The 25,078-nt window shown below is 72.0% G+C and carries 19 protein-coding genes and 1 pseudogene; 13 read left to right on the top strand and 7 right to left on the bottom strand.

All coding sequences use genetic code 11. The features are described 5' to 3' along the window. The first annotated feature begins 133 nt into the window (after positions 1-133). The 5 genes and pseudogenes from OG521_09540 to OG521_09520 all read left to right on the top strand — a co-directional run bounded on the left by OG521_09540 (position 134) and on the right by OG521_09520 (position 8,711). Positions 134-4,240: a molybdopterin-dependent oxidoreductase gene (locus OG521_09540; protein ID WUW21015.1), complete on the top strand. Its 4,107-nt coding sequence runs from the start codon at positions 134-136 to the stop codon at positions 4,238-4,240. Between the two features lie 183 nt (positions 4,241-4,423). Further along, positions 4,424-5,833 (top strand): lipase family protein, encoded by a 1,410-nt coding sequence (locus OG521_09535; protein WUW21014.1) that lies wholly within the window; start codon positions 4,424-4,426, stop codon positions 5,831-5,833. Positions 5,834-5,943: 110 nt separating this feature from the next. Beyond that, a complete protein-coding gene (locus OG521_09530; protein WUW21013.1) occupies positions 5,944-6,585 on the top strand; it encodes a CatB-related O-acetyltransferase in 642 nt (213 codons plus the stop codon). A gap of 230 nt (positions 6,586-6,815) precedes the next feature. Then, positions 6,816-7,991 carry a glycosyl transferase gene (locus OG521_09525; protein WUW21012.1) on the top strand — a complete coding sequence of 392 codons (1,176 nt, stop codon included), beginning with the start codon at positions 6,816-6,818 and terminating at the stop codon, positions 7,989-7,991. 114 nt (positions 7,992-8,105) lie between these two features. Then, positions 8,106-8,711 (top strand): annotated as a pseudogene (locus tag OG521_09520) (zinc-binding dehydrogenase). A 103-nt stretch (positions 8,712-8,814) separates the two neighbouring features. Here OG521_09520 and OG521_09515 read toward each other — a convergent pair. Together OG521_09515 and OG521_09510 are read right to left on the bottom strand one after the other, a co-directional pair. Continuing rightward, positions 8,815-9,777, bottom strand: a complete 963-nt coding sequence (locus OG521_09515; protein WUW21011.1) for an electron transfer flavoprotein subunit alpha/FixB family protein — start codon at positions 9,775-9,777, stop codon at positions 8,815-8,817. Between the two features lie 57 nt (positions 9,778-9,834). After that, complete coding sequence (locus tag OG521_09510; GenBank protein WUW21010.1) at positions 9,835-10,620, bottom strand: electron transfer flavoprotein subunit beta/FixA family protein; 786 nt, start codon at positions 10,618-10,620, stop codon at positions 9,835-9,837. Between the two features lie 110 nt (positions 10,621-10,730). On the opposite strand from OG521_09510, the gene OG521_09505 reads away from it, so the two are divergent. Next, positions 10,731-11,435 (top strand): TetR/AcrR family transcriptional regulator, encoded by a 705-nt coding sequence (locus OG521_09505; GenBank protein ID WUW21009.1) that lies wholly within the window; start codon positions 10,731-10,733, stop codon positions 11,433-11,435. A gap of 137 nt (positions 11,436-11,572) precedes the next feature. Next, positions 11,573-11,974: a zinc ribbon domain-containing protein gene (locus tag OG521_09500; protein ID WUW26627.1), complete on the top strand. Its 402-nt coding sequence runs from the start codon at positions 11,573-11,575 to the stop codon at positions 11,972-11,974. A 52-nt stretch (positions 11,975-12,026) separates the two neighbouring features. On the opposite strand, the gene OG521_09495 is transcribed toward OG521_09500, so the two are convergent. Beyond that, positions 12,027-12,983 carry an NAD(P)-dependent alcohol dehydrogenase gene (locus OG521_09495; GenBank protein ID WUW21008.1) on the bottom strand — a complete coding sequence of 319 codons (957 nt, stop codon included), beginning with the start codon at positions 12,981-12,983 and terminating at the stop codon, positions 12,027-12,029. A 113-nt stretch (positions 12,984-13,096) separates the two neighbouring features. Here OG521_09495 and OG521_09490 point away from each other — a divergent pair, with 113 nt between their 5' ends. Beyond that, positions 13,097-13,765 carry a TetR/AcrR family transcriptional regulator gene (locus OG521_09490; GenBank protein WUW21007.1) on the top strand — a complete coding sequence of 223 codons (669 nt, stop codon included), beginning with the start codon at positions 13,097-13,099 and terminating at the stop codon, positions 13,763-13,765. Positions 13,766-13,817: 52 nt separating this feature from the next. On the opposite strand, the gene OG521_09485 is transcribed toward OG521_09490, so the two are convergent. From OG521_09485 to OG521_09475, 3 genes are all read right to left on the bottom strand, one after another. Next, the gene (locus tag OG521_09485) at positions 13,818-14,462 is read right to left on the bottom strand and encodes a response regulator transcription factor (protein ID WUW21006.1); all 645 of its coding nucleotides are present in this window, start codon (positions 14,460-14,462) and stop codon (positions 13,818-13,820) included. Continuing rightward, the gene (locus OG521_09480; GenBank protein WUW21005.1) at positions 14,453-15,613 is read right to left on the bottom strand and encodes a histidine kinase; all 1,161 of its coding nucleotides are present in this window, start codon (positions 15,611-15,613) and stop codon (positions 14,453-14,455) included. The genes OG521_09485 and OG521_09480 overlap by 10 nt, the downstream gene beginning before the upstream one ends. A gap of 162 nt (positions 15,614-15,775) precedes the next feature. Next, positions 15,776-16,441 (bottom strand): DedA family protein, encoded by a 666-nt coding sequence (locus OG521_09475; protein WUW21004.1) that lies wholly within the window; start codon positions 16,439-16,441, stop codon positions 15,776-15,778. Between the two features lie 385 nt (positions 16,442-16,826). On the opposite strand from OG521_09475, the gene OG521_09470 reads away from it, so the two are divergent. Further along, on the top strand, positions 16,827-19,517 hold the full coding sequence (locus OG521_09470; GenBank protein WUW26626.1) for a cellulose binding domain-containing protein: 2,691 nt from the start codon (positions 16,827-16,829) through the stop codon (positions 19,515-19,517). A 116-nt stretch (positions 19,518-19,633) separates the two neighbouring features. Then, positions 19,634-20,188 carry a hypothetical protein gene (locus tag OG521_09465; GenBank protein ID WUW21003.1) on the top strand — a complete coding sequence of 185 codons (555 nt, stop codon included), beginning with the start codon at positions 19,634-19,636 and terminating at the stop codon, positions 20,186-20,188. Positions 20,189-20,404: 216 nt separating this feature from the next. Here the strand turns inward: OG521_09465 and OG521_09460 are convergent, their stop codons facing one another. After that, positions 20,405-21,289, bottom strand: a complete 885-nt coding sequence (locus OG521_09460) for an SIS domain-containing protein (protein WUW21002.1) — start codon at positions 21,287-21,289, stop codon at positions 20,405-20,407. Between the two features lie 185 nt (positions 21,290-21,474). Between OG521_09460 and OG521_09455 the strand changes: the two genes are divergently transcribed. From OG521_09455 to OG521_09445, 3 genes are all read left to right on the top strand, one after another. Beyond that, positions 21,475-22,275: a DeoR/GlpR family DNA-binding transcription regulator gene (locus OG521_09455; protein ID WUW21001.1), complete on the top strand. Its 801-nt coding sequence runs from the start codon at positions 21,475-21,477 to the stop codon at positions 22,273-22,275. 239 nt (positions 22,276-22,514) lie between these two features. Next, positions 22,515-23,690: a Gfo/Idh/MocA family oxidoreductase gene (locus OG521_09450; GenBank protein ID WUW21000.1), complete on the top strand. Its 1,176-nt coding sequence runs from the start codon at positions 22,515-22,517 to the stop codon at positions 23,688-23,690. 357 nt (positions 23,691-24,047) lie between these two features. Then, complete coding sequence (locus OG521_09445) at positions 24,048-25,046, top strand: MBL fold metallo-hydrolase (protein ID WUW20999.1); 999 nt, start codon at positions 24,048-24,050, stop codon at positions 25,044-25,046. Positions 25,047-25,078: the final 32 nt, after the last annotated feature.

The raw sequence follows: 25,078 nt of genomic DNA, 5'->3' as shown, positions 1-25,078 counted from the left end.
GGGCCACCGGCTCACAGTGCCGCTCCGGCGGCTGTGTGAAGGGCGTTACCGCCCATGATCGGCCGGGGTCACATCGGCGTAACGGGCAATTCGTACGGTCGGGACACGATCCGATCCACAGAGAGGCCACCCGGTGTCCACACAGGAGTCGCGGACGGCGAGCGCCCAGGTTCGGACGGTCTGCTCGTACTGCGGTGTGGGGTGCGGGCTGGTCCTCGACATCGGGGCCGGACCCGACGGCCGCCGTACGGTCCTCAAGGCGTCCGGCGACAAGGCGCACCCGGCCAACGCGGGACGGCTCTGCACCAAGGGCGCGACCACGGCCGCCATGCTCGCCGCCCCCGGGCGGCTGACCACCGCGCTCGTGCGCACCGAACGCGGCGCCGAGCCGGTCCCCGCCGAGGTGGACGCGGCGATCGCCGACACCGCGCAGCGGCTGCGGAGCATCATCGACGAGCACGGGCCCGACGCCTTCGCGCTCTATGTGTCCGGGCAGATGAGCCTGGAGGCCCAGTACCTGGCGAACAAGCTGGCCAAGGGCTTCATCGGGACCAACCGGATCGAGTCCAACTCCCGGCTGTGCATGGCGAGCGCGGGCAGCGGCTACAAGCTCTCCCTCGGCGCCGACGGGCCGCCCGGCTCCTACGACGACTTCGAGAAGGCGGACGTCTTCCTCGTCATCGGCTCCAACATGGCCGACTGCCACCCGGTCCTCTTCCTGCGCATGATGGAGCGGGTGAAGGCCGGTGCCCGGCTGATCGTCGTCGACCCGCGCCGGACCGCCACCGCGGACAAGGCCGGTCTCTTCCTCCAGATCAAGCCCGGCACGGACCTCGCGCTGCTCAACGGCCTGCTGCACCTCCTGCACGAGAACGGCCGCACGGACACCGGTTTCATCGCCGCGCACACCGAGGGCTGGGAGGCGATGCCGGAGTTCCTCGCGGACTATCCGCCCGCGGCCGTCTCCGCGACCACCGGAATCCCGGAGGACGACATCCGCCGGGCGGCCGAGTGGATCGGCGCCGCGGGGGAGTGGATGAGCTGCTGGACCATGGGGCTCAACCAGTCCACCCACGGCACCTGGAACACCAACGCCCTGATCAACCTGCACCTGGCGACCGGCGCGATCTGCCGCCCCGGCAGCGGCCCGTTCTCGCTCACCGGGCAGCCGAACGCCATGGGCGGCCGCGAGATGGGCTACATGGGCCCCGGGCTGCCCGGTCAGCGGTCGGTCCTGGTGGACGAGGACCGCGCCTTCGCCGAGGAGCTGTGGGGGCTCGCACCCGGCACCGTACGCAAGGACGGATCCGGCGAGGGCACCGTCGACCTGTTCCGGCGGATGGCCGGGGGCGAGATCAAGGCGTGCTGGATCATCTGCACCAACCCCGTCGCCTCGGTCGCCAACCGCCGCACGGTCATCGAGGCGCTGGAGACGGCGGAACTCGTCATCACCCAGGACGTGTTCGCCGACACCGAGACCAACGCCTACGCCGACGTCGTGCTGCCGGGCGCCCTGTGGACCGAGACCGAGGGCGTCCTGGTCAACAGCGAGCGCGTGCTCACCCTGGCCCGGCCGGCCGTTGAGCCGCCGGGGCAGGCGCTCGCGGACTGGCGCATCATCGCTCGGATCGCCTGCGCGATGGGATACGCGGACGCCTTCTCCTACGCCGGCGCCGAGGAGATCTTCGAGGAGATCAAGCGCGCCGCGAACCCGCGCACCGGCTACGACCTGCGCGGGGTGACGTACGAGCGGCTGCGGGCCACCCCCGTCCAGTGGCCCGCCGCGTCCGCCGACGGCCCGGACCGCAACCCGATCCGCTACACGGCCGGGGGCGGCGGCCCGGTGTTCCCGACGGAGAGCGGCCGGGCCGTCTTCTTCGCCCGCCCGCACGTCCCGGCCGCGGAGATGCCCGACGACGACTACCCGTTCGTCCTCAACACCGGCCGGCTGCAGCATCAGTGGCACACCCTGACCAAGACCGGAAAGGTCGACCGGCTCAACCGGCTCGACCCGGCCCCGTTCGTCGAGATCCACCCCGGGGACGCCGCACGGCTGGGCATCGCGGAGGGCGACTCCGTCGAGATCGCCTCCCGGCGCGGCCGGGCCGTACTGCCCGCCGTCGTGACCGACCGGGTGCGGCCGGGCTGCTGCTTCGCGCCGTTCCACTGGAACGACCTGTTCGGCGAGTACCTCAGCGTCAACGCCGTGACCAGCGACGCCGTCGACCCGATCTCCTTCCAGCCCGGGTTCAAGATGTGCGCGGTGACGCTGGCGAGGAGCGCGGCTCCCGCGGCACCCGTCCCGTCGCTCCCCGGCGGCCCCGCAGCGGAACCGGCGGTGATCGTGCCGACGGCCGTCCGGCCCGGCGCAGCCTCGGTGTTCGGGCTGGCGGACACCCCGCCGCCCGTGCTCGCCGCGCACGAACGCCAGTACCTGGTGGGCTTCCTGGCCGGACTGGAGTCGGGTGCGCCCGGCGTCCCCGTGCTGCCCGCGGGCGCACCGTTCAGCGAGGACCACGCCCGGTGGGTGAACGGTGTGCTGGCCGGCATGCACTCGCGTACCCCGCACACCGGCGGGGCACCGGACACGGCGCACACCGCGTCCGCGGAGCGTGAGGTCCTCGTGCTGTGGGCCTCGCAGACGGGCAACGCCGAGGAGTTCGCCGCGGCCACCGCCGACCGTCTCACCGCCACCGGGCACCGCGCCGCGCTCCTCGGCATGGACGACACGGACCTCGGGTCCCTCCCGCCCGCCGCCGACCTGCTGCTGATCACGAGCACCTTCGGCGACGGGGACGCCCCCGACAACGGATCGGGCTTGTGGGACGCCCTGACGACGGCCGACACCCCGCGGATGGACGGCCGCCGCTATGCGGTCCTGGCCCTCGGGGACTCCTCGTACGACGATTTCTGCGGCCACGGACGCCGGCTCGACCAGCGGCTGGACGAACTGGGGGCGGTGCGCCTGGCGCCGCGCACCGACTGCGAACCGGACTACGAACCCTCCGCCCACGCCTGGCTCGACCACGTCCTCGGCAGCCTCACCGCACCGGCACCCTCCCCGGCGGCCGTACCCGCGCCGGCGCCGGCTCCCGCCCCGGCCCCGCCCGCGCGCCGCGCCAGGCCGGCCCCCGCCACCGCGCGGCTCACCGGGAACCGCCTCCTCAGCCTCCCCGGCGCGGCCAAGGAGGTCCGCCGCTTCACCCTCGACACCCGTGACAGCGCCGTTCCGCTGGTCTACGAGGCCGGCGACGCGCTCGGCGTGCACCCCGTCAACTGCCCGGAGCTGGTGACCGAATGGCTCGCCGTCACCGGACTCGACCCCGCGGCCCCGGTCGAGATCACCGGAGCCGGCGAACTCCCGCTCGCCGAAGCACTGCACCGGCACCTGGACATCACCCGGCTCACCCCCGCCCTGCTGGGCTTCCTCACCGAGCGCACCGGCGACCGGGAGATGAAGAAGCTGCTGCGCCCCGACAACAAGGGTGAACTCGCCCGCTGGTCGTGGGGCCGGCAGGCCGTCGACGTCGTCGCCGAACACCCCGTGCACGCCGCGCCGCAGGAGTGGGCCGGTGTCCTCAGGCGGCTGCAGCCCCGTCTGTACTCGATATCGTCCAGCCCGCTCACCGACCCGCACCAGGTGTCCCTGACGGTCTCCGTCGTCCGGTACGAGAACCTGAACGGCCGCCCCCGCAAGGGCGTGTGCTCGGCGTTCCTCGCCGACGCCGCCCCGGACGCCCCGGTTCCGGTGTTCGTCCAGCGCTCGCCGCACTTCCGGCCGCCCGCCTCGCCCGGCACCCCCATGGTGATGGTCGGGCCGGGGACCGGCGTCGCGCCCTTCATCGGTTTCCTGGAGGAGCGCCGGGCCCGCGGCCACGGGGCCCCCAACTGGCTCTTCTTCGGCGAACAGCACCGGGCCACCGACTTCACCTACGAGGACGAGCTGACCGCCTTCCTCGCCGACGGCACCCTCACCCGCCTGGACACCGCCTTCTCCCGCGACCAGCGCGCCAAGGTCTACGTCCAGGACCGGATCCGGGAACACGGCCCCCAGCTCTGGACCTGGCTCCAGGACGGCGCGCACTTCTACGTCTGCGGGGACGCCGCGCGGATGGCCAAGGACGTCGACCGGGCGCTGCGCGACATCGCCGTCACCCACGGCGGTCTCGGTCCGGACGCGGCGGCTCTGTACGTCAAACAGCTCGCCGCCGACAAGCGGTACGTCCGGGACGTCTACTGACCGCCCGGGACGCCCACGTACCGTCCGGGACATCCGACTTCCGTCCCGGGCGGGGTGCGTTCACGGCGCTGACCAGCCATCACGCGATAGTTACCCTAGCGTAACTTACTCGCGGGTTACTTGCGGTAACTACCGCTGCTAGCTTGCGCTCACCCGCATCCGGAGCAGAGCGAGGAGTGAGCTGTGAGCCGCAAGAGCACCCGTTCGCTTTCCACCTTCCCCCCGAGGTCCCCCCTGGCCTCCCCCGCCCGCCGGCCGTCCGGCGGCCTGCGCGCGGCGGCCGTCGCCGTGACCGCGGCGGCCTGCGTCGCCGCGTACGCCGCGCCCGCGTCCGCGTCCGTCGGCGACGGGTCGCAGCCCGTGGTCTCCCGGGGAGTGACCATCCCCGACTTCTACAACCCGCCGGCCGGACTCCCGGCCGCCAACGGCGAGCTGATCCGCCATGAGCCCCTGCCCCTCGGGCTGAGCCTGCCGGGACTGGACGGCCGCCCGATGCCCGGCACGGCCACCCGGCTGATGTACCGCTCCACCGACTCGGGCGGGCAGCCCGTCGCGGTGACCGGCGCCTACATCGAGCCCTCGGCCGCATGGAAGGGCTCCGGTCCGCGACCCCTGGTGGCGCTGGCCTCCGGCACCGTGGGCCAGGGCGACCAGTGCGCACCCTCCCTGAGCCTCCAGCACCCGCTGGCGCTGACCCCCGAGACGGTGTCGGTCGGCTACGAGACCCTGGCGATCTACCGGCTGCTCTCCGCCGGGGTCGCCGTCGTGGTCACCGACTACGTCGGCCTGGGTACGACCGACCGGCTCCACACCTACGTCAACCGGCTCGACCAGGGCCACGCCCTGCTGGACGCGGCCCGTGCCGCGCACCGGCTGCCCGGCACCTCGATCACGGCCGACTCGCGCACCGGCCTCTACGGCTACAGCCAGGGCGGTGGAGCCAGCGCGTCCGCCGCCGAACTCCAGCCGTCCTACGCGCCCGACGTCAAACTCGCCGGCACCTACGCCGGTGCGCCGCCCGCCGACCTGACCGCGACCATGAAGGGCATCGACGGCAGCGCGCTCGCCGGCGCCCTGGCCTGGTCGATCAACGGGTTCTCCCAGGCCGACCCCGACCTGCGGGAGGTCGTCGAGGCCAACGTCAACGACACCGGCCGGGCCGCGCTGAAGGACGCCTCGACCATGTGCGTCGGCGACGCGATCTTCGGCTACGGCTTCACCAAGAGCACCAAGTGGACCACCAGCGGAAAGTCCCTCGGTGACGTCATCGCCGCCGAGCCCAAGGCGCAGGCGGCCCTGGACCGGCAGCGCATCGGCACCCTGAAGCCCGCCGGGCCGGTGCGCCTGGCCACCGGGGTCCAGGACGACATCGTGCCCCACGCCCAGGCCCGCCAACTGGCCGTGGACTGGTGCCGCAAGGGCGCAGCCGTCACCTACGACGCGGTCGTCCTGCCCAACCTCGGCGACAAGCTCCTGACCAACCACCTGGTCCCGCTGATCACCGACCAGGGCGACGCGATCTCCTGGATGACCGACCGGCTCTCGGGCAAGGGCACCACGTCGAACTGCTGGACGATGCCGCTCCAGCCCTGACCGGATGCCGTCCGCCCCCGCCCCGCCCGGCCAGAACCGGTGTCGCGGCGGGGGCGGCGGCGCGATCATGGGAGCGGTCCTGTCCGCAACCCGTGAGGGAGCCGCCCGCCATGCCCGTACCGGCCGATCCGACCGTCCTCCACCCGATGCCCGGCCAGCCACGGGTCGTCCAGCTCAGACCGCTGGTGAAGTCCCCGCTGATCGAGGTGGGGGAGTACTCCTACTACGACGACCCGGACGACGCGACCGCGTTCGAGACCCGCAACGTGCTGTACCACTACGGTCCGGAGAAGCTGGTCATCGGCAGGTTCTGCGCGCTGGGCACCGGGGTGCGGTTCATCATGAACGGCGCCAACCACCGCATGGACGGCCCCTCCACCTTCCCCTTCCCCACCCTCGGCGGCTCCTGGTCGGACCACTTCGATCTGCTCACCGGACTGCCGAACCGGGGCGACACCGTCGTCGGCCACGACGTCTGGTTCGGGCACGGCGCCACCGTGATGCCCGGGGTACGGATCGGCAACGGCGCGATCATCGGTGCCGGCTCGGTGGTCACCAAGGACGTGCCCGACTACGGGATCGTCGGAGGCAACCCGGCCCGCCTCATCCGCACCCGGTACGACGACCGGGACATCGCCCGGCTGCTCGCCCTGGCCTGGTGGGACTGGCCCGCGGAACACGTCACCGAGCACGTACGCACCCTCATGTCCGGCAGCATCGACGAACTCGAAGCGGCCGCCCCGCCCCGGTGACGGCGCCGGTGTCCGGGACCGCCGCAAAACCACGTGCGGCGGTCCCGGACACCGATTAGGGTTTCCGGCATGCAATTCCTTCAGATCTACGGCTGACGCGGACGGGGCAGCGCCCCGGCCTCCGTCCCGGCACCTCCGTGTGCGCGCCCACGACCCGGCTCCGGCCGGGCGGGCCGGCGCACCGGCCCGCCGTGTCCCGTTCGCCGCAGACCTGAATCGAGTGATCTTCCATGTCACGTCGCCGTGCCCACATCGCCATGGTCGGCATCCCCGCCGTCAGTCATGTCCTGCCGAGCCTCGAAGTCATCCGGGAGCTGGTGGCCCGCGGCCACCGGGTGACCTATGCCAACGACCCGGCCGTGGCCGACCGGATCGAGGCCACCGGCGCCGAGTTCATCCCGTACGGCTCGGTGCTGCCGGTCGCCGACAACAACTGGCCCGACGACCCGATCGCCGCGATGAGCGTCTTCCTCGACGACGCCGTCCAGGCCCTTCCGCAACTGCGCGCCTTCTACGACGACGACCCCGCCGACCTCTACCTGTACGACATCGGGGCGTACGCCGCGCGGGCGCTCGCCGAGTCGCAGAAGCGTCCCCTGATGCAGCTGTCCCCGACCCTCGTCGCGTGGGAGGGCTACGAACAGGAGGTGTCGGCGCAGCTGTGGGCGCTGCCGGGCGCTGACGCGTACCGGGCGAGGTTCGACGGGTGGCTCGCCGGCTGCGGCGCCTCCACCACCGCCATGGAGGTGTTCTCCGGCCGCCCCGCGCACACCCTGGCGCTCATCCCCCGCGCGATGCAGCCGCACGGCGACGACGTCGACACCGGCACGGTGACGTTCGTCGGCCCGTGCTTCGGGGGACGCGCCGCCGAGCAGAGCTGGACCCGCCCCGCTGACGCGGAGCGCGTCCTGCTGGTCTCGCTGGGCTCGGCGTTCACCGACCGCCCCGAGTTCTACCGCCAGTGCCTGGCCGCGTACGGGGACCTGCCGGGCTGGCACGTCGTGCTCCAGGTCGGCAAGACCACCGACCGGGCGGCGCTCGGCACCATCCCGGACAACGTCGAAGTGCACTCCTGGGTGCCGCAGCTGGCGATCCTGGAACAGGCCGACGCCTTCGTCACCCATGCGGGCATGGGCGGCAGCTCCGAGGGCCTGTACACCGGGGTCCCGATGATCGCGGTTCCGCAGGCCGTCGACCAGTTCATGAACGCCGACCGGCTGGTGGAACTGGGCGTGGCCCGCCGTATCGACACCGCGGACGCCACCGCCGATGCGCTGCGGACGGCCCTGACCGAACTGGTCGCCGACCCGGAGACCGCCCGCCGCTCGGCGGCGCTGCGCGCCGAGGCGCGGTCCGAGGGCGGCACCCCGCGGGCGGCCTCTCTCGTCGAGGAGTTGCTGGACTGACCGCTACTGGTCGGCGAGCAGGAGCGCGGTGCCGAGCCGGGTGAGCCGGTCCGTGAGGTGGCCGCGGTCCTGTGTGGTGCCGGTGCGGGCCGCGTTGTCGATGACGGTGAGCCCATCGGCTGCGGCGTCACCACGGGCATCGGCGCCGCCCTCAACACGGCGAAGGTGAAGCCGGGTTCCTCGGTGGCCGTCATCGGCCTGGGCGGCATCGGCATCAGCATCCTCCAGGGGGCCAAGGTCGCCGGGGCCGCACGGATCATCGCGGTCGACCCCACCGAGAACCGCCGCGAGACGGCGCTGCGGTTCGGTGCGTCCGAGGCCGTCGTACCCGAGGACCTCGCCGCCACGGTCGAGCGGCTGACCGGCGGATACGGCGTCGACTACGCCTTCGAGGCGGTCGGCAGGTCCGCGACGCTGCGCGCCGCGTACGACGCGACCCGGCTCGGCGGCACCGTCTGTCTGGTCGGCGCGGGCTCACTGAAGGACCTGCCCGACATCTCCATGGCCGAACTGGTCCTCAAGGAGAAGAAGATCCTGCCCTCGTTCTACGGCGGCGACGACATCCGCCGGAGCTACGCCACCATCATCGACCTGTGGCGCGCGGGCCGCATCGACCTGGAGTCGATGATCACCCCTCACGTGCCGCTCACCGGCATCAACGAGGCGATCCGCCAGATGCACACCGGCGAGGCGCTGCGCACGATCATCGACATCGCCTGACCGGCGAAAGCCGGACGAACGACGGATCGGGAACGGCCCGGGGCCGCGCGGTGGGTTCACCGCGCGGCCCCGGGCCGTCGTGCTGTGCTGTGTGCCGTGGGGGTCAGCCCTTGCGGGTGTTGACCTCGTCGGTGAGCTGGGGGACGACGTTGAAGAGGTCGCCGACGACGCCGTAGTCGACGAGGTCGAAGATCGGGGCCTCGGCGTCCTTGTTGACCGCGACGATGGTCTTCGAGGTCTGCATGCCGGCCCGGTGCTGGATCGCGCCGGAGATGCCCGAGGCGATGTAGAGCTGCGGCGAGACGGACTTGCCGGTCTGGCCGACCTGGTTGGAGTGCGGGTACCAGCCGGCGTCCACCGCGGCGCGCGAGGCGCCGACGGCGGCACCGAGCGAGTCGGCGAGGGCCTCGATGACCGCGAAGTTCTCCGCGCCGTTGACGCCACGGCCGCCCGAGACCACGATCGCGGCCTCGGTCAGCTCCGGACGCCCGGTCGACTCACGCGGGGTGCGCGAGAGCACCTTCGTGCCGGTGGCCTGCGCCGAGAACTCCACCGCCAGCTCCTCGACCGCACCCGCGCCCGCGACCGGTTCCACCGGCGCCGAGTTCGGCTTCACCGTGATCACCGGAACACCGCGCGAGACCCGCGACTTCGTGCTGAACGACGCCGCGAACGCCGACTGCGTCGCCACCGGACCCTGCTCGCCGGCCTCCAGGTCCACCGCGTCGGTGATGATCCCCGACCCGATCCGCACCGCGAGGCGGGCCGCGATCTCCTTGGCCTCCGCCGACGACGGCAACAGCACCGCCACCGGCGACACCGCCGCGCACGCCGCCTGCAGCGCGTCGACCTTCGGTACCACCAGGTACTCGGCGTACTGCGACGCCTCCGAGGTCAGCACCCGCACCGCGCCGTGCTCACCCAGCACACCGGCCGTGCCCGCGGCACCCGCACCCAGCGCCACCGCGACCGGCTCACCGATACGACGCGCCAGCGTCAGCAGCTCCAGCGTCGGCTTGCGGACCGCACCGTCCACATGATCGACAAAAACGAGAACTTCAGCCATGGAACTTCAATCTCCTACACCGAGACGGAACAAAGACGACGGATCGGACCCGGAGGGTCAGATGAACTTCTGGCCGGCCAGGAACTCGGCCAGCTGCTTGCCGCCCTCGCCCTCGTCCTTGACGATCGTGCCCGCGGTACGGGCCGGACGCTGCGCGGCGGAGTCGACCGCGGTCCACGCGCCACCCAGGCCGACCTCGTCCGCGTCGATCCCCAGGTCGTCCAGGTCCAGCGACTCGACCGGCTTCTTCTTCGCGGCCATGATCCCCTTGAACGACGGGTAACGGGCCTCACCGGACTGGTCGGTCACCGACACCACCGCCGGCAGCGACGCCTCCAGCTGCTCGGACGCCGTGTCACCGTCCCGGCGGCCCTTCACCACACCGCCCTCGACCGACACCTCGGACAGCAGCGTCACCTGCGGCACACCCAGCCGCTCGGCCAGCAGCGCCGGGACCACACCCATCGTGCCGTCCGTCGACGCCATCCCCGAGATCACCAGGTCGTAACCCGTCTTCTCGATCGCCTTCGCCAGCACCAGCGACGTACCGATCACATCCGTGCCGTGCAGATCGTCGTCCTCGACATGAACGGCCTTGTCCGCACCCATCGACAACGCCTTGCGCAACGCGTCCTTGGCGTCCTCCGGACCCACCGTCAGCACGGTGACCTCCGCATCGTCCGCCGCGTCCGCGATCTGCAACGCCTGCTCGACCGCGTACTCGTCCAGCTCCGACAGCAGCCCGTCGACATCCTCACGATCCAACGTCAGGTCATCGGCGAAATGCCGGTCACCGGTCGCGTCGGGCACGTACTTCACACAGACAACGATCCTCAAGCTCACGCCGGCTCTCCCTGTACTTCGTGGTGTCTCTGCAACGATCCTATGGCACTCAGTACCCTGGGTAAAGGTACCCAGTATCGAAGGCTCCATTCTGATGCTACGTTTCCGGCATGAGCGATGACCGCGGGCCGGCCAAGAAGCCCCCGATGCGTGAGGTGCTCGCCGAGGCGGCCTTCGCACTCTTCCTGGAGCGCGGTTTCGAGCGGACCACGGTGGACGACATCGTCGCCAGCGCGGGGGTGGGGCGGCGTTCGTTCTTCCGCTACTTCCCCTCGAAGGAGGACGCGGTCTTCCCCGACCACGAGCGGTGTCTCGCGGACATGACCGCGTTCCTGGAGACCGCCGCGGGCGGCGACCCGGTGGAGACGGTGTGCGACGCGGCCCGGCTGGTGCTGCGGATGTACGCGGAGAAGCCGGAGTTCTCCGTGCAGCGCTACCGGCTCACCCGGGAGGTGCCGGGTCTGCGCACCTATGAACTCTCCGTCGTGCGCCGCTACGAGCGGACCATGGCCGGGTATCTGGAGCGCCGGTGGGAGGGTGCTCCGGACGCGGCCCTGCGTGCCGAGGTGGCCGCCGCGTCCGTGGTCGCCGCGCACAACAACGGGCTGCGGTCCTGGCTGCGTTCGGGCGGCAGGGGCGATGCCGGGGCCGAGGTCGACCGGGCGCTCGAACTCGTCCGGACCGTGTGGGGCTCGGCGGCCGAACGGCCGCCCCTGCCCGCCGCCGAGGACGATGTGATCGTGATGGTCGCGCCGAAGGGCGCCCCGTTGTGGCGTGTCGTGCAGCGCATCGAATCGGCTCTGGGCGACGAATGAACCACCACTGAGAGCTAGTTCACCTTCTATCGGCACTGAGTACCTTTACTTCGTGGAACTAAGTGCCCTACGGTGCCGTTGTGCCGTCGCCACAGGTGCGGCGCACCCAGTCGAGTGCGGGAGGCCGAGGCGTGTTCATCACCGGAATCGACGTGGAGCCGACGGCTCGCGAGGCGGCCGAGCAGCACCGCACGGAAGGCCTGACCTACCAGGTGTGCCGATGGTGCGGCACGACGTCCTTCCGTAAACTCCTGTGCCCCGTCTGCGCGTCGAGCGACCTGGAGTCCGAGCACAGCGACGGCCATGGTGTCGTCGTGCGGTCCAGCGTCGTGAACCGCTACTCGCGCATCATGCGCAACGAGTCCCTGGTCCGCTTCCCCGAGGGCTTCGTCTACCGGTGCCGCATCGTGGGCGCGGCGCCGCATCTGGTGAGCGTCGGTGACCGGGTCAGGCCCGTGGACGGCATGACCTCCGAGGCGGGCGAGGTGGTGCTGGAGCTGTGCGACCCGCCCGGCATGGCCGACTGGTACCGGGACTGACCGGCCGCGTTCGGCCGCACTGGGCCGTCGTTCCCCGGCCGGCGGGCGGCCGTCAGCCGATCTCGATGACGTGCTTCCCGCGGACGCCGCCCGCTTCCAGTGCCCGGTGCGCGGCCGCGATGTCGTCGAGAGGGCGGACGGTGTCCACGACCGGGCGGATGTCGCCGCTCTCCACGTGACGGGTCAACTGCGTGAGCAGGGGGGTGTGCGGGTTCCCGCTGAAGAACCGCACCCGCCGTGAGCCGTGCACGGCCGAGGCGGCGATGTACGCGAGGGAGGGGACGAGGTTGTCCACGTCGAAGGCCAGGGCGACCATGCGTCCGCCCGGGGCCAGCAGCTTCCGGAACGCGGCGTGCCGGGTGCCCACCGTGTCCAGCACGACGTCGAAGGTGCCCAGCCCGTCGGGGCCGGTCGTGCGGTAGTCGAAGGCCTCGTCGGCGCCCAGGGAGCGGACGAAGCCGAGGTTGCCCGCACCCGCGAGCGCGGTGACATGGGCGCCCAGGACCTTGCCGACCTGGACCGCCACGCTGCCGACACCGCCGCTGCCGCCCCGTACCAGAAGCCGTTCGCCGGGCCTGAGGCGCGACTTGTCGGTCAGGGCGGTCAGGCTCGTCGTGCCGCCCGCCAGCAGGGAGACCGCCTCCACCGGGGTCAGGTTCGCCGGGGCCGGCGCGATCTGGCGCGACGCGACCGCGACGTACTCCGCCGCGCTGCCGAGCCGCCGGGGCAGCCCCCCCCACACCCGCTCACCCTGCCGCACCCCGGTCACCGACCGGCCCACCGCCGCGACCTCGCCGGCGAAGTCGATCCCGGTGCGCTGGGGGAAGCGGCGCCCGGTCACCAGCCGCACCCTGCCGGCCCGGCCGTACAGCTCACCGCCGTTGACCCCGACCGCCCGGACCCGCACGAGCACCTCACCGGGCCCGGCCACGGGCACGGGCACCGTGCCCGTGTACAGCACGTCCGGGGGGCCGTAGCGGTCGTAGAGGGCTGCGCGCATCTCGTTCATGCCGTGTCCTGATCTGCCGGGGGAACCACGGGCGGAACAGCTGTTCCGCCTCTGTCCCCTCAAGCTAACAAGCTAAGTGGATGGCACCTTCCGCTTACCGTAAAGTGAGAGACATGCCTGCTCAGCCCTCTCAAATGGCCTCCGCCGCGGCGCCTGCCGCCGCATTGCGGGCCGACGCCCGGCACAACCGCGACCGCATCCTCGACGCGGCGCGCGAGGCCTATGCCGCCCACGGCATCGACGTGCCCGTCACCACGATCGCGCGCCGGGCCGGGGTCGGAGTCGCCACCCTCTACCGTCGCTTCCCCACCCGGGCCGCGCTCATCACCGAGGCCTTCGCCGAGCAGCTCGCCCTCTGTGTCGCCGCCCTCGACGACGCACTCGACGACCCCGACCCCTGGCGCGGCTTCTGCACCCTCGTCGAGAAGGTGTGCGCGATGCAGGCCACCGACCGGGGTTTCACCGCCGCGTTCCTCTCCCGCTTCCCCGACGCCGTCGACTTCGACGGCGAACGGGCCCGGGCCGAGGCGGGCATCGCCCGGCTGGTCCGGCGCGCGCAGGACGCCGGCCGGCTCCGCGCCGACTTCGCGCCCAGCGACGTCACCCTGCTCCTCCTGGCGAACTGCGGCGTCACCGAGGGCTCGCCGGAGGTCTCGGCGGCCGCGTCCCGCCGGCTGGTCGGCTATCTCCTCCAGTCGTTCCGGGCCGACCGCACCGCACCGCTGCCCCCGCCCGCCCCACTGGAGCTGCACCGCATCCACCCGTCGCCGCCCGCCCGCTGAGACCTGGCACGAGGACGGGTGATGCGGAGGGGGCGGCGGGCGGCCGGCGCGCTCACGCCTCCAGGTAGCGCAGCACGGCCAGGATCCGCCGGTTGTAGCCCGTGGTGTGTGCCAGGCCCAGCTTGTCGAAGACCGTGTTCAGGTTCTTCTCGACCGCACTCAGCGAGATGTGCAGCTGCTGCGCGATGGCCGCGTTGGTGTGGCCCTGCGCCAGCGCCTCCAGGACGGTGCGCTCGCGCGGGGTCAGGCGCCCGAGCGGGTCGCCGTGCGCGCTGCGGATGACCAACTGCCGTACGACCTCCGGATCGAAGACCGCCCCGCCCGCGTGGATCCGCTCCAGCGAGTCGAGGAACTCCTCCACCTGCGCGACCCGGTCCTTGAGGAGATAGCCCACCCGTTCGGCGTTCGAGGCCAGCAACTGGGCCGCGTAGGCGCGCTCCACGTACTGCGACAGGACCAGCACCCCGATCTCCGGCCGCCGCCGGCGGATCTCCACCGCGGCGCGCAGGCCCTCGTCCTTGTGCGTGGGCGGCATCCGGATGTCGGTGACGACGATGTCCGGCGACTGCGCCGTCACCTCCGAAAGCAGCGCGTCGGCGTCCCCCACGGCAGCGAGGACCTCATGGCCCTCCTCGGTGAGGAGCCGGACGAGACCCTCCCTCAGCAGGGTCGAGTCCTCGGCGAGAATCACACGCACGGCAGCTCCGCGGTCACGGTGGTGGGGCCCCCGGCGGGGCTGTGGACGTCCAGCATGCCGTCGAGTGCGGCGACCCGGCCGCGCAGCCCCGTCAGCCCGCTGCCCTCCGGGTCCGCGCCGCCCGTGCCGTCGTCACGGACGAGCACGGTGAGGACGCCGCCGCGCCGCACGACGCGCACGAGGACGTCCCCGGCACCCGAGTGCTTGGCGGCATTGGTCACGGACTCCGACACGACGAAGTACGCGGCCGTCTCGACGGACCGCGGCAGTGGCCCGGACGCGTCGTACGACACCCGCACGGGCAGGGAGCACCGCTCCGCCACCCCGCCCAGCGCCTCACGCAGGCCCAGGCTGTCGAGCGCCGTCGGATAGACCCGCCAGGCCACCTCGCGCAGTTCGGCGAGGACCTCGCCGGACTCCTTGTGCGCCTGGGCCAGCAGTCCGTCCGACTGTGCGGGGTCGCGGGCGCGGCGGGCCCGGCCGAGCAGCATCGCGAGCGCCACGAGCCGCTGCTGCACCCCGTCGTGCAGATCGCGCTCGACGCGCCGCCGTTCGCTGTCCACCGCCCGCACCACCGCGGCACGGCTCGCGGCGAGTTCACCGATGCGCCGCTCCAGCAGCTCCCGCTCGCCGGGCCCGAAGCACGCGCGGGCGAGCCGGGCGTCCAGCGCGGCGAGCGACAACAGCCCCTGCACGTCGAGGAAGAGGAGCACGGAGCCGAGCACCACCTGGGTCAGCAGTTCCTGCCAGCTCAGCGTCGACCGGAGGACCCCGGCCGCGAGCAGCCCGGCCAGCACCAGACCGAAGACGAGCAGCCCGGCCACCACCGTGCACAGCAGTCCGGCACAGGTGCGGGAGGCCAGATAGCGCAGGACCTGCTGGTCGGATGCGCGGTGCTCGGGGAACCGGTCACCGAAGAAGAACGACCGCCGCCAACGCTCCACCTCCGTCAGCTTCCTGGCGCCCGTGACCAGGAGGGCCCGTGCCCCGGACCGGGTGCGCGGCCACAGCAGGAAGGCGCCCAGCAGCGCCGCGGCCACCGCGAAGCAGAGGAGTCCGGCCAGCGCGGTCAGGCAGCCGAGCAGGGTGCCCGCGATCGCGGACAGCCGCCCGGCGGATCCGCCGTCGGTGTCTGCCGGGTCGTCCCTCACGTGCACCGACCCTAGTGCGTGTTGCGGAGGTCCCGCCTGCTCGGCGGCGTCCGGCACGCACGCACCGGACGCCGCCGGGCCCGCCCTCCGGGCAGGCGGCGCTGCTTTCGGAACACGCCCTGGCCGCTGCCCCCGCACCCGGTCCGCCGTCATCGGCGCACCTCAGGGCGTACGGCGGTGCTGGGCCCGCCCGTTCGAGGACCGGACGCGGACGACGACGTACAGCGCGAGTGCCGCCAGGACCAGGATCAGGACGGCCTTGGAGAGGAACCCGACGTACGTCCCGACCGTGTCCCACCGGTCGCCGAGCCAGTAACCCGCCATCACCAGCACGGTGTTCCAGACCAGGCTGCCCACGGCCGTCAGCCCGAGGAACAGCGGCACCGGCATGCGCTCCAGGCCCGCGGGCACGGAGATCAGGCTCCGGAAGACCGGCACCATGCGTCCGAGCAGCACGGCCTTGGTGCCGTGCCGCGCGAACCACGCCTCGGTGCGCTCCAGATCGGCGGCCCCGACCAGGGGGAGCCGCGCCCACAGCGCGTGCATCCGCGCGCGGCCGAACAGCATCCCGATCCAGTACAGCGCCGCCGCCCCGGCGACCGAGCCCAGCGTGGTCCAGAACAGCGCGGACGCCAGGGAGATCACGCCCTGCCCCGCGGCGAACCCGGTCAGCGGCAGGATCACCTCGCTCGGCAGCGGCGGGAACAGGTTCTCCAGCGCGATGGCCAGACCGGCGCCCGGACCGCCCAGGGTGTCGACGAGACCGGCCGCCCAGCCGGCGACCCCGCCGGCGGGTTCCTGCGGAAGGGCGAGCAGCACGGCATCCATACGGGGTCTCCAGACCGGACGGCGGCCGCGGCACCGCACCACGACTCCCCGCTCACGCTAGGAATCCCGCAGCGGCGGGCGGTATGCGGATTGCCGCCCGGCGGGGTGCGGCGGCCCGTACGTCCGTACTGCGGTTTCCCGCAGGGTGCGGGCCTTCGGGCGTACCCGCGCGCTCGACCGGCGGCTCCGGAGCCCGGCCGAGTCACGTCCGAGTCATCCGATGAACCCTGTGCACCACCCTTCTCGCGGCGGGTTGGCGCCGCTACCATCGGGACGCGTATGGGAGCGCTCCCACATCCGTACCCGCCCCGTACCGCCGCTCTCGGCGGTCTCGTTCGGAGAGGACGTTTCCGTGCGCTCAAGCGCCAGACCCCTTGCCGCCCTGCTGGCAGCACTCACGCTCACCGCCGGTCTTTTCGCCACCGGCGCCCCGGCATCGGCGCGCGCCCATGAGGCCGCGCCCGCCGCCGAAGCATCCGATGTGTCCCTGGCCGCGGACACGTACGACTGGAAGAACGTCCGCATCGACGGCGGCGGTTTCGTCCCCGGCATCGTCTTCAACCGGTCGGAGAAGAACCTCGCCTACGCCAGGACCGACATCGGCGGCGCCTACCGCTGGGACCAGACGGGCAAGCAGTGGACCCCGCTGCTCGACTGGGTGGACTGGGACCACTGGGGCTGGTCAGGGGTGGTCAGCCTCGCCTCCGACTCGGTGGACCCCGACAACGTGTACGCCGCCGTGGGCACGTACACCAACAGCTGGGACCCCACCAACGGCGCGGTCCTGCGCTCATCGGACCGGGGCGCCAGCTGGAAGGCGAGCACGCTCCCGTTCAAGCTCGGCGGCAACATGCCGGGGCGCGGCATGGGGGAGCGGCTCGCGGTCGACCCGAACAGGAACTCCGTCCTGTACCTCGGTGCGCCCAGCGGCAACGGCCTGTGGCGGTCCACCGATTCGGGAGCGACCTGGTCGGAGGTGACGGCCTTCCCGAACCCGGGCGACTACGCCCAGGACCCGGCCGACACCAGCGGATACGGCAGCGACAACCAGGGCATCGTCTGGGTGACGTTCGACGAGCGCACCGGCAGCGCGGGCAGCGCCACCCAGGACATCTACGTCGGCGTCGCCGACAAGGAGAACACCGTCTACCGCTCGACCGACGGCGGCGTCACCTGGTCGCGGATCGCCGGCCAGCCGACCGGGTACCTGGCCCACAAGGGCGTGCTGGACGCGGACAACGGCTACCTCTATCTGACGCTGAGCGACACCGGCGGTCCGTACGACGGCGGCAAGGGCCGGATCTGGCGCTACACCACCGCGACCGGCGAGTGGAAGGACGTCAGTCCGGTCGCCGAGGCGGACACCTACTACGGATTCAGCGGACTGTCCGTGGACCGGCAGCATCCCGGCACCCTGATGGCGACGGCGTACAGCTCCTGGTGGCCGGACACCCAGATCTTCCGCTCCACGGACAGCGGGGCGACCTGGACACAGGCCTGGGACTACAGCAGTTACCCCAGCCGCACCAACCGCTTCACCCAGGACGTCTCCTCGGTGCCCTGGCTGACCTGGGGTGCCAACCCCTCGCCGCCGGAGACCACGCCCAAGCTGGGCTGGATGACGGAGGCACTGGAGATCGACCCGTTCGACTCGGACCGGATGATGTACGGGACCGGGGCGACCGTCTACGGCACCGAGAACCTCACCGACTGGGACTCCGGCAGCCAGTTCAGGATCACGCCGATGGTGAAGGGCCTTGAGGAGACGGCCGTCAACGACCTGGCGAGCCCGCCGTCCGGCGCCCCGCTGCTCAGCGCGCTCGGCGACATCGGGGGCTTCCGGCACACCGCTCTCGACGCCGTGCCGGGCATGATGTTCACCTCGCCCAATCTCACCTCGACGACCAGCCTCGACTTCGCCGAGGCGAGCCCCGGCACGGTCGTCCGGGTCGGCAGCGCCGACGCCGCCCCGCACATCGGCTTCTCCACGGACAACGGCGCCAACTGGTTCCAGGGTTCCGAACCCGCCGGAGTCACCGGCGGCGGCACCGTCGCCGCGGCGGCCGACGCCAGTGGCTTCGTGTGGAGCCCGGAGGGCGCGGGCGTGCATCACACCACGGGGTACGGGAGTTCATGGTCGGCTTCCACCGGGATACCGGCCGGGGCGACCGTCGAGTCCGACCGGAAGAACCCGAAGAAGTTCTACGGGTACAAGGCGGGCACCTTCTACGTCTCCACGGACGGCGGCGCCACCTTCACCGCGAAGGCGTCCAGCGGTCTGCCCGCCGAGGGCAACGTCCGCTTCAAGGCGGTGCCGGGCACCGAGGGCGATGTGTGGCTCGCGGGCGGCAGCGCGACCGGGGCCTACGGGCTCTGGCATTCCACCGATTCGGGCGCGACGTTCACCAGGCTGTCCGGGGTCGAGCAGGCGGACTCGGTCGGCTTCGGCAAGGCGGCCGCGGGAGCCTCGTACCAGACGCTGTTCGTCACCGCGAAGATCGGCGGCGTGCGTGGCGTCTTCCGGTCGACGGACGCGGGTGTCTCCTGGACCCGGATCAACGACGACGCGCACCAGTGGGGCTGGATCGGCGCCGCCATCACCGGTGACCCGCGGGTCTACGGGCGGGTGTACGTCTCGACCAACGGCCGCGGAATCATGTACGGCGACTCCTCGGACAGTGACGGCGGCGGTACGGACCCGGGCACCGATCCCGGTACGGACCCCGGCACCGATCCGGGGAACCCGCCCGGGGACGCGGTCTGTTCGGTGACGTACAAGGTCACCAACCAGTGGTCCGGCGGCTTCCAGGCCGATGTGACGCTCACCAACACCGGGACGGCGGCCCTGGACGGCTGGCGGCTCGGCTGGACGTTCCCGGACGGCCAGAAGGTGAGTCAGATGTGGAACGCGGCCGCCGCGCAGGACGGGGCGAAGGTGACGGCCTCCAGCATCGCGTGGAACGGCGCGGTGGCGCCCGGTGCCTCGGTGGGCTTCGGCTTCACCGGCACCCTGACGGGCGGCAACGCCGCACCATCGTCGTTCGCCCTGGGCGAGGAGGCGTGCACCACCGGCTGAGCCCGGGCGAGGGGAGGGGCGGGGCGTGCCGGGGGCCCGCCCCGCCCCTCCCCTCCCGGAGGTGGTGAACAACGGCTCACTGGCCCCGTACAGGTTCGTCGGCCATACTGCCCGCCGTGGAGCAGCGCATAGATCCGAACACTCAGCCCGCGTACGCCGCAGGGACAGACCCGGCGTACATCCCTGGTCTCACGGCCCCCCGAACCGCCGGCAAGGCGGAGGAGGGCCAGGAGGAGACCGAGGGGCCCGCACCCGAGGATGCCGCGCCCGACGACGCCGTGACGGAGGCCGTGTCCGAGGACGTGGAGTCCGACGGCGAGCCCGTCGCAGGCACGGCGGCGGACGACGAGGAGGACGAGAGCAGTCACAAGGACGAGGAGGTGGCCGAGGACGGACCCTCCTTCGAGGTGAGCGACCGGCGCGGCTCGATCTCCGCGGACCGCACGGGGATCCGGTTCACGCTGGACGACCAGGAGGCCGACTTCCACTGGGACGAGATCGGCGCCGTCGAGCTGAAGCCGGCCCGGTTCGGGCGGCGGTTCACGATCACGGTCCACATGTCGACCCGGCGCTGGTTCAACGCCGAGGTCGAGGCGGCCGCCAGGAGCAGCCTCAAGGAGTGGACCGAGGGCTTCGACGCGGTCCTGGACGCGTACTTCGAGGAGTCCTGACCCTGGACGGAACCCGCGGCGAGAGCTCGGTCGGCACCTCCCCCGAAACCCAAGTCGGCCCCGGGTAACCCCGGGGCCGCGGGCCCTGGCGCCAGCCTGCCCGGGGCTGCCGACGCTGCGATGAGCGACGCCGGCCGGGACGGGCACTGGGGCCGATCAAGGCGTCAGCGCCGGAGTCCGCCGCGCACCGTGCGTTCGGCGATCTCCACAGCCGGCTCAGGCGTCCGCGAGGACCACCGAACGGGTCAGGTGGCGCGGGCTGTCCGGGTCCAGGCCGCGGGCGGCGGCGCGGGCGATGGCCAGGCGCTGGACGCGGACCAGTTCGGCCAGCGGGTCCAGGCTGCTCTCGACCCAGCGGGCACCGGTGGCGAGGACCTGCTCGCGCAGCCCCTCGGGGGCCGCGCCGAACGTCCAGGTCGCGGTGCCGGTGGTGGCGATGCTGATGGGGCCGTGGCGGTACTCCATCGAGGCGTACGCCTCCGTCCAGGACAGCGAGGCCTCCTTCATCTTCAGCGCGGCCTCGTTGGCCAGACCGGCTGTCCAGCCGCGGCCGAGGAAGGTGAACTGGGTGCAGTCCACGAGGCCCTCGGGCAGCGGCTCGGCCAGCGCGGCCTCCGCGTCGCGGACCACGGCGTCGGTGTGCAGGCCGAGGTGGGCGCGCAGCAGTGTCAGCAGCGTGGTGGCGAACCGGGTCTGCACGACGGACTTCTCGTCCGCGAAGTCGATGACCACCACCGCGTCGGCGGCCGTCATCACCGGAGTGTCCGGATCTGCGGTGACGGCGACCGTGGGGGTGGTCCCGCGCAGCCGGCCGAGCAGTTCGAGCACCTCGGTCGTGGTGCCGGAGCGGGTCAGGGCGACCACGCGGTCGTAGCGGCGGCGGGAGGGGAACTCCGAGGCCGCGAAGGCGTCGGACTCGCCCTGCCCGGACTCCTCACGGAGCGAGGCGTATGCCTGAGCCATGTAGAACGAGGTGCCGCAGCCGACCACGGCGATGCGCTCGCCGGGGGCGGGCAGGACGTCGGCGTGGCGGGGAGCGAGCTCCGCGGCACGGCGCCAGCAGTCCGGCTGACTGGCGGTCTCGATCTCGACAAACGACACTTTTGCACTCCGTACTGGTGATGGGATGCTCGATTAAGTACGTTACTCGTGATGTACACGCATTATCAAGCATCCACCGTGCAGGTGGCTTGACTCGCCGTTGCCTTGTGCGACGCTTGCGCGTGTCCGGTGATCGCGCCCAAGGGGATGGGCGCTCGCAGACCGGACCTGTGAGGAGAATTCACTTGTCCAGGGACGCCCGGTGGAGCGCACTGCTGGAACTCGTCGGCAAACACGGCCGGGTGGACGTCGAGGACGCCGCCAGGACGCTGGACGTCTCGGCCGCGACCATCCGCCGGGACCTGGACCAGCTCGCCGAACAGCAGCTGCTCACCCGTACCCGGGGCGGCGCCGTCGCGCACGGGGTCAGCTACGAGCTGGCACTCCGCTACAAGACGGGGCGCAACGCCCCCGAGAAGCAGGCCATCGGCCGTGCCGTCGCCGAGCTGGTCGCGGTCGGCGAGGTGGTGGGGCTGACCGGCGGCACCACCATCACCGAGGTGGCGCGCTCGCTCGCGGTGCGGTCCGACCTGGTGGGTGAGGGCGCCGGCGGCGCGTCCGGCCAGCCGACCCTGACGGTGGTCACCAACGCCCTCAACATCGCCAACGAGCTGGTGATCCGGCCGCAGATCAAGATCGTGGTGACCGGCGGTGTGGCCAGGCCCCAGTCGTACGAGCTGACGGGCCCGCTGGCCAGCGGGGTGCTGGGCGAGATCACGCTGGACGTCGCCGTGCTGGGCGTCAACGCGATCGACACCGAACGCGGTGCGTACGTCCACCACGAGGGCGAGGCCAGCATCAACCGGCTGCTCGCCCAGCAGGCCCAGCGCGTGGTGGTGGCGGCCGACTCGTCGAAGATCGGCAAGCGGGCGTTCGCCAGGGTCTGCGATCTCGGCCTTGTCGACTTCCTGGTCACCGACCGGGGCATCACGGCCGACGCCACCGCGCGGTTCACGGAGGCGGGCGTCACGGTCGTCGCGGTCTGACCCGAGCCATCGGGGCCACCCGTGCCGAACGATCCGTACCGGGGCAAGAGAATGACGGAAGATGTTTGTTAGGGCCGGAAAACAAGCAACTCTTGCCATTTCGGTGCGCGGTCGTGAACTATGTGTATGCCGCTGCGATCTGACGGCAGTCGGCCGGGGGACCGCCGCGCCGGGATGCCGGTGCGGACAGCCCCGCCGGGCGGCTCCGTCCGCACCCCGTACAGACTGAAGGGACTCCCGTGTCAGACCTGCGACTCGGCGTCATCGGGCTCGGCCTGCGCCGTTCCATCGCCACGTCCGCCCACCACCCCGGGCAGGGATCGGCGATCACCGCCGTCTGCGACCTCGATCCCGAGGTGCGCCGGCGCGAGGCCGAGCACTTCGGCGCCGATGTCGCGGTCGAGGACTACAAGCTCCTCCTCGAACGGGACGACCTCGACGCGCTCGTCATCGCCACCCCGGACGACACCCACGAGGTCATCGCGGTCGACGCCCTCCGGGCCGGCAAGCCGGTCTTCGTGGAGAAGCCGCTCGGGATCACCGTCGAGAGCTGCGACACCATCCTGCGCACCGCGTACGAGACCGGCACCCGGCTCTACGTCGGCCACAACATGCGGCACATGGGCGTGGTGCGCCTGATGCGCGACATCATCGCCCGCGGCGACATCGGCGAGCCCAAGGCCGTCTGGGTGCGGCACTTCGTCGGCTACGGCGGTGACTACTACTTCAAGGACTGGCACGCCGACCGGACCCGGACCACCGGCCTGCTCCTGCAGAAGGCCGCGCACGACATCGACGTCCTGCACTGGCTGGCCGGCGGCTACACCCGGCGCGTCAACGCGCTGGGCGACCTGCTCGTCTACGGCGGACTGCCGCGCCGCGAGGCGGACACCCCGCGCCCCGACAACTGGCTGCGCGAGTTCGACTGGCCGCCGACGGCCCGCAAGGACCTGCACCACGTCGTCGACGTCGAGGACGTGTCGGTGATGAACATGCAGCTCGACAACGGCGTCGTGGCCGCCTACCAGCAGTGCCACTTCACCCCGGACTACTGGCGCAACTACACCGTCATCGGCACCGAGGGGCGGCTGGAGAACTTCGGCGACAGCCCCGGTGACGAGGTGAAGGTCTGGAACACCGGCCCCAGCGGCTACCGCGCCGACGCCGACATCACCTACCGGGTGCCGGAGGCGGGCGGTTCGCACGGCGGCGGTGACACCCGGGTCATGGCGGAGTTCTGCCGGTTCGTGCGCGACGGGGGCGTCACCGACACCTCACCGGTCGCCGCCCGGATGAGCGTCGCCGCGGGTGTGCTCGCGACCCGCTCGCTGCGTGAGGGCGGTGCGCCGTACGACGTGCCGGCCCTCGATCCCGAGATGGTGGCGTACTTCGAGCGCGGTCAGGTCCGCGCCTGAGGCCCAGACCGGGAGTTCCGGCCGCGGGCCGACGGTGGGAGTCACGAGTCGTCGGCCCGCGGTGGAAGTCCCGAGCCGTCCGGTCATCATGACGTCTGTTTCCGGCCATGCTCGGTGGGTAATCGGCCTCTGCCGGTTTGACGGCGGGCCGCCGCGCACCGGTGACAGGGGTGAGCTGGGGCGGGGTATTTCTGGGCAGATGTCCCGATGATTCCCCGCGGGGACCGGCCCGGCCGCTCTCGTACCGTCACCGGTCGGCCGACATTCGGCCGACCATAGGGCGATTTCACGCCAACGGAGGCCGGATATGACTGGGTTCGAACGCGCGGCCGGATCGCGGTCGGCATAATCGCGTCCATGTCGATCACCGGTGGGGACGTCGTTGACCTGGGCCGGGGCCTGTACGCATGGCTCCCGCCGAAACGGGGCTGGGGTCTGGCCAACTGCGGCCTGCTGGTCTCGCCCCGCGGCGCGCTCTGGATCGACACCCCGTACGACGTGGTGCTGGCCGGCCAGTTCCTGGCCGAGAGCTCGAAGCGGCTGCCCGACGGTGTCTCCGTCGACCGGGTGATCGTCACGCACGCCAACGGGGACCACTTCTGGGGTGCGGGGGTGCTCCCGGACGCGGAGATCATCGTGACCCGCGAGGCGGAGAAGCATATCCACTACGAGCCCACGCCCCAGCAGCAGCACGCGCTGGTCAACAACAGCGACCCGGCCACCGCGCTCGGTTCCTACCTCGGACGCCACTTCGGCCCCTTCGACTGGTCGCGGACCGAACCCGTCCGGCCCACCACCTACTTCAGCGGCGAGCTCGAACTGACCCTGGGGGACTACCCCGTCCGGATCACGTCCCTTCCCGCCGCGCACACCACCGGCGACCTGATGGTCCACCTGCCCGCGCAGGGCGTCGTGTTCAGCGGCGACATCATCTTCTCCTCCACCCCGCAGCAGCCGGGCGACCACCCGATCCACTGGGCGGGCCCGCTGAGCAACGTGATCGCGGCCTGCGAACAGGTCCTGGCCACCGGCGCCGAGACCGTCGTGCCCGGCCACGGACCGGTCCTGGACCGGGCCGGCGTCCGCGACCACATCGTCTACCTCGAATACGTACGGGAACGCGCCCACGCCTTCCACGCCGCCGGGGTGCCCGCCCCGGAGGCGGCCCGCCGGGTGATCGGCGAAGGCCGCCACCCCGAACTGGGCCTCCCCGAGCGGCTGGTCGTCACGATCGGCAGCGAGTACCGCAGCCTCGACGGTTCCGAACTCCCCAGCGTGGTCCAGGTCATGACCGAAGTCGCCGCGCTCGCGCACGAAGTGGAGCAGGCCCGTGCGACGACAGGCCTGGCGGACTGACCGCCCGGTCCCGCGCCGCCCCGGCCGCGGGA

This window comes from Streptomyces sp. NBC_01463, from assembly GCA_036227345.1.
Classification (GTDB): Bacteria; Actinomycetota; Actinomycetes; order Streptomycetales; family Streptomycetaceae; genus Streptomyces.
The sequence above is the reverse complement of the archived record's forward strand: the minus strand, read 5'-3'. Positions and strand labels throughout refer to the sequence as shown.